The organism is uncultured Clostridium sp. (genome assembly GCF_934754915.1).
GTDB lineage: Bacteria > Bacillota > Clostridia > Clostridiales > Clostridiaceae > Clostridium.
In genome coordinates this window covers 1-5842 of sequence record NZ_CAKVKB010000175.1, presented here as the reverse complement: position 1 = coordinate 5842, position 5842 = coordinate 1, and the positions used below count along the sequence as shown (strand labels likewise).

At 30.5% G+C, this 5842-nt stretch carries 4 protein-coding genes and 1 pseudogene; all 5 read right to left on the bottom strand.

Annotation, left to right across the window (positions count from 1 at the left end):
- Positions 1-602: ATP-binding cassette domain-containing protein (locus Q0F58_RS16685; protein WP_294378996.1), on the bottom strand; the 602-nt coding region annotated here is incomplete at its 3' end.
- Positions 599-2698, bottom strand: coding sequence for a hypothetical protein (locus tag Q0F58_RS16680; RefSeq protein WP_294378995.1), 2100 nt, complete (start codon positions 2696-2698; stop codon positions 599-601). The genes Q0F58_RS16680 and Q0F58_RS16685, both read right to left, overlap by 4 nt.
- 210 nt (positions 2699-2908) lie before the next feature.
- A complete protein-coding gene (locus Q0F58_RS16675) occupies positions 2909-4450 on the bottom strand; it encodes a cyclic lactone autoinducer peptide (RefSeq protein ID WP_294378994.1) in 1542 nt (513 codons plus the stop codon).
- 261 nt (positions 4451-4711) lie between these two features.
- Positions 4712-4927, bottom strand: a complete 216-nt coding sequence (locus Q0F58_RS16670; protein ID WP_294378993.1) for a hypothetical protein — start codon at positions 4925-4927, stop codon at positions 4712-4714.
- A 653-nt stretch (positions 4928-5580) separates the two neighbouring features.
- Positions 5581-5842 (bottom strand): annotated as a pseudogene (locus tag Q0F58_RS16665) (hypothetical protein); the annotation flags it as partial.

Genomic DNA, 5842 nt, shown 5'->3' with positions numbered 1-5842 from the left:
TTCTTACTAAGCTCTGCTATATAATTTCTAATGCTGATTCTCTCTTTTGGATCAAGTCCTGCTGTTGGTTCATCCAAAATAAGTATCTTAGGATTTCCAAGCAATGCCTGTGCAAGAAGAACACGCTGCTTCATACCACCTGAAAACCCACCAATCCTTTTATTAGCAACCGATGTAAGATTAACTATTTCTAAGAGTTCATCTATCTGCTGACTAACTTTTTTCGTAGTAATGTTACCATTATCTTCTACAATCTTTCTTGCTTTCACGCCCTTAATCTCTGCCATATATTTTAGAAAAGCTCTAGGAGAAAAATCCTCATAAAATCCCTGCTGCTGTGGCATATATCCAACAACTGCCCTAAAATCCTTTCCTAGTTTTAATATATCCTTTGGATCCTCATTTTCTTTGGAAAACAAAATACTTCCGCCATCCTTCTTATCTCTTGCAACATTATCTGTTATAAGATTTATCATTGTAGATTTTCCTGCTCCGTTGGCTCCTAAAATCCCATATATACCAGTCTCAAATATATAGTTTATTCCTTTAAGAGCTTGCACTGTACTATATGTCTTTTTTAAATTCATCAATTCAAGTTTCATACTTTTATATACCTCTTCTTAAGAAAAATTCCATAAAATAACATCAAACAACTGTATAATGTAAATATAAAATAACAATATATCTGCCCTTTATTTTCATTAATTAAAGGCATAACTGCTATATATTTTCCTATGCTAAATTTTTCCATAAAATCAATTCCTGCCATATATAATAATTGTGGAATAGTAATTATTATTCCTGTCAATGTGCATAATGAATACTGTAATTTATACATAATAATAGTAATCAGACAAGAAATAATCATAAGTCCAACGTATACACAAATCATATTAATAATAAGCCACACTATTAATGGCAGATTTATTGGAATTGTATCAAATAATTCTAAGCTCTTAATAGTTAGAAATATATTAGATATTTCATATGTATTACATAGTTTATAATAATAAACTCCATAACTTAAAAGCATAAACACTGCAATAATTACACTATTAGTTTTTAGTTTACAAATCAACCACTTACCTCTATTTTTAGCAGGATTAATAAGTTTGTCCATTCCGTTTTTATTTTCATATGCCCCAAAAGGTGATGATATAAATATAACAGCAAACATATTTATTAATGCTAGAAACATATGATTTTCTTTTTGTTTACTTCCAAACGCATCCTCATATTCATATGGAGCTATACAAACTGCTTTATAACCGTTTTCTTTTTGTGCTTTTAAATATTTAATATTAGCGTTCATATTATCCGATATAAATCTTGTCAGTTCATTATCCTGTCCAACTGCCTGTAAAATATCAGCTTCAACTGTATTTTTTACATCATTAAGTCTGTCACCATACATAAGACCTTCCGCATTCTGATAATAACTCAACATATAGCTTTCTTCTATGGAATAAATATGCCTGGTTCCTATATTGATGTTCAGTACGATTATAAATAAAACAACTAACGCAATAATATTTTTTTGTGATATTAGAATTTTATACAATTCCTTGAAGTTATTTGGCATTTTAGTCAAAAGCTTCATATTCTTCTCATGTATAAAATCTGCAGTTTTTTCAATAAAATTATTACTGTGTGTATATTCTAGCTTATTACTCAAGACAGTAATACCTGACAAAACAAATGCCACTATCATAAGAAATCCTGTAAATATATTTAAACCCTTACCCACTAATGTACCATAACCCCAATTGTCATACTCTATAGCATAATGTGGAAACAATATGTAATATACATTTATAAAATGAAGAAATCTTAATATACTTTTTGAATTAATAAGATAATAAATCATAATATCTATTCCACTACATAATAAAAAAAAGCCAACACCAATGTTGATGTTTGAAAAATAGCTTAGTAGAAACCACAACATCATTCCACATACAAATGCAAAAAAAGCCGATATCACTATAAGGAATAGTACAAAACAAATACGTGTAAAACCCATCGTCGTAAGTAATAAATTATTATCTAAAACTGCTAAATCATTTATTCCCTTAACCCCACCATGAATACCTAACAGAATAATCATCGACTCTAGATAGAAGCTAAAACTTATAAAAAAACATTCAATAATCAAAATAATAATTCTTTTAGTTCTCAGATTTTTTCTTCCATTTTTTCCATTATTAATAATCAATTTTAAACCACTTTTTTTCTCATAAAAAAAGCCATATACCACATAACATATCAGAGTAATAATAAAAATCTGAATATAATTATATTCAAATAATTTCTCTAACCATATGCCATTACTCAACCCTGGATTTTTATTTTTAAGTTTATTTAAATCATATCTACTTTTAAGCAACAAATATTTTTCTGTGGAATTATCTTTCATTAGTTCAGTCGATAATAACTTAGTTGTTGAAGTGATTTTTTCATTAATGTTATCCGCATAGGAATCCGCCTGCTCAGCTTTCTCTAAAGCCATTTTTCTTGCAGTTTTTTCTATCTCAGAAATAGTCTCTCTGTCAATACTGTTATCGTCCATATAAGATATCACACCGTTCATCGTTGCTTGTTTATATGTCATATCCTCTGTCTTAGCAGCTTCAGCTCTGTTTAATATATCATCATATATTCTGTTAACAGCGTCTTCGCCCTTATTAAAATATAACAATGTTATCCCGTTCAAGCATAATAATAAAAAGAAGATTATTATAAACTTATAATTATTAATTCTTTTAAATTCTTTCATATGACTCCTATGTGTTTTTAATCATTACTTCTTGAAAATAGTAGGTATAATATAGAAAAAGCAAACCATGAGGCACCGTATAGCCAGTGCTTCACGGCTTGCTTAAAATCATATATATTTTATCTTTGCGTTTTATTTAGCCTGATATATCTGTTTTATATCAGTTATTTTGCCATCAAGAATATCGCTTTTTTTAACTACTGCAGTGCCTACAGTACTTACTCCGGACATGTTGTTTAAATCATTACCATTTAGTTCCTTCAGTCCAGGATCCTTTGTAGTTAAGACTATATATCTATCATCCACGCACATAAAATTTACACGTATGATTGTGTTTGTCATATCTTGATTATGAGACTTTAATTGATTTATATAATCAGAATCCCACTCTAATTTTATGTTTTGAATAACCTCACCAGCTAGGTTTGAAACGACAATTCTTGATTCTCCTCCAGATTGTGCATATTCAGATATAAATAATTGCTCACCATCCATTGCAATACTATTAATTGTATTTACTGAAGCGTAAAAGCATTTACTAGTTTTATTGCTCACAGAGTATTGTATGATTTGATTCCTATCCTGTGATATGAAATATAAATTAGACTCCTTATCCATACAACAATTCTCATTTATTGTATCTGGTGCGGGAGTTCCACTTCCAAAGGCACCATCTCCATCATCTCCCGAATATTCAAAAATCACTTTAAAGTCACCATTATCTGTATTATATCTTGCAATTTTATAATCAGAGGTTTCGATTAATCTACTCTCTTCACCTCCTGATATATAATACACATTGTTACTATCAAATAATATTTTGAAACCATCCGGTTCTCCAAGTCCACTTCCACATGGTAAAGCTTCAAACTCTCCAAGTTTTTCCGGTTTTGCATTATCAGCTAGTTTTATTCTCATACAATTGTTTGTTACTTTTACAAGTTCATTAGGTTTTACATTTTTAGGATCAAAAGAATAACTTACATAGTATAAATATCCATCTTTAATCTTAAATGCATGACTATTACGTAAATATGTAGTTATATCTTTGTTATTATTGTCAGCTATAATTGCAACTCTTGTCCTATCGCCAAATCGAACATTATATTGGTTAAGATAGTATTCTTCATGTTTGTTGTTTTCAACCATATAGATTTTATTATCATAATAAAAAACGGTATCTCCATAACACTCCTCTACTTTATCCTTTTTTAGCCCCTTATATGTTATGTCGTTAAGATATGCTGCACATTTTTCATCTGAATGATTGCAGTTTGCATTATAACAACAAGGCGAGCAAAAATCGGTACTAATATCATAATAATATAATAATCCATTAATCACCAAATAATATCCACTTTCGGAAATAGCAGAATTGCCTACGCATTGTAACTGTGCATTATTGTTATCATAATTATAATCCTCAAATGATATTGTTTCTGTACTTTCATCAATTTCATAGTTTCTGGAACAACCTGTAATGGCAAGTAGAACCACCAACATAATTGGCAAAATTTTATTTTTTTTCATAAAATTAATCATAACTCTCTTTTTTCTATACTCTGTAGGCTGATAAGTAATAAATGGACACGCTACATTTGCATAGTATGTTGCAACCTTTATTGCAGCCTTCTTTGTCAGTTCTGCAACTTGCTTATCAAGTTTTACTCCCATTATGTTCACTCCTTCCTTTTATGATAAAAAAATAGGCCTATTATTTCTTCTCACTGAAATTACCACATTTAATGGAATTTGTTTTACGAAGGGTACAACTTACAGGTTAAAAGGTATAATTTACATATTTTATATTAATAATAAAAAAACTATGAAAGTTTATTATCTTTCACAGTTTTTTATGTTAAAATTATTTATACTTGAATACAGTCAGTTTCCTATTATCCTGTATTTTACATTTATTTTCTCATATACTTTGTCTTAAATAAGATTCATAATCTGTAAAGTTGTATTAACATGTATCGTCTCCTCTCTAATAATCTCTTTATCCATTTCATTATCATTAGCCTCCAAATTTTTATTTCTAAAAAATTCTTCCTCATATTTGTCTTGTCTGCTTGCTACAATCAAGCAACAATACAAAATAGCAAGTATTAAAGCTACTAAGATAATCAACAATAGGATTACAAATCTCATTAGTCTATACCTTCTTTCTACACAGCTTAGTGCTATGTAGGTGTGCCTTTATCCTATATCGCCCGCACACGTAGGAATTACAGCTAAGCCGCTTAAGCGTTTACGACACATTGCCATGCAACATGATCTTCTCTACTGCCTTTTCGAGAACCGGGAACCCCTGATGAGCACCCTCATAGTTTATTATCCTTCCGCAACATTTAGCTTTCGCTTAACCTTAACTCGCTCCACCTTCATCTCTCGATACTTCAGCACTCCTTGCAAGTCCGTTTGATTACCTTAAGGTCTGAACCGGAATTTTCACTATATCTGTAACTGAGTATTCAGTTGTCTGAGCCGCTTTCGCAACTCGCACAATAATAATATCTCTAAGTGCAACTCTCTAAAAGAATGCTAAAAGGTGTATTTCTGTATTTTTCTAACCTTAAAAAGGTGTTTTAACAAAAAAGGACTTTAGCCGAATATTTATACTGTATAAATACTGGTTAAAGTCCTATTTAACGATATATTTATTTTTCACCTCACACTTCAATAAGCTATCCAGATATATCAACTGCATAACTATTCAATGTAGGTTTTGATTTGTTCAGCGCTGCCCTTATCATTACCTCAAAAGTAAATAAAAAAATAGGACTAAACCATTCCAAACCCGCTTATTTGCTAAGTTTCTCTTGATTTAGTCCTATTATAACGTCAGCCCCAGTTATTACTTTAATAAATCCATGCCTGTGAACATTCTGTAGCAGAGAAAGCTGTCTCCGAACCCATCTTTTTGCAAGCTCTGAAAGCTTATCACTTCCTTTAGGGCAGTCTGTAATTTGGTGGTATCTCCGCCAATCTCGACTTTTCCATGGTTCCAATTCATATTGTCGATATCTCTTCGGCATATGATCAAGATCCATAATACATGCTTCA

Coding starts and splice junctions, on each gene's coding strand:
- Q0F58_RS16675 (WP_294378994.1), bottom strand. CDS start 4,450: ATGGGAGTAAAACTTGATAAGCAAGTTGCAGAACTGACAAAGAAGGCT.
- Q0F58_RS16670 (WP_294378993.1), bottom strand. CDS start 4,927: ATGAGATTTGTAATCCTATTGTTGATTATCTTAGTAGCTTTAATACTT.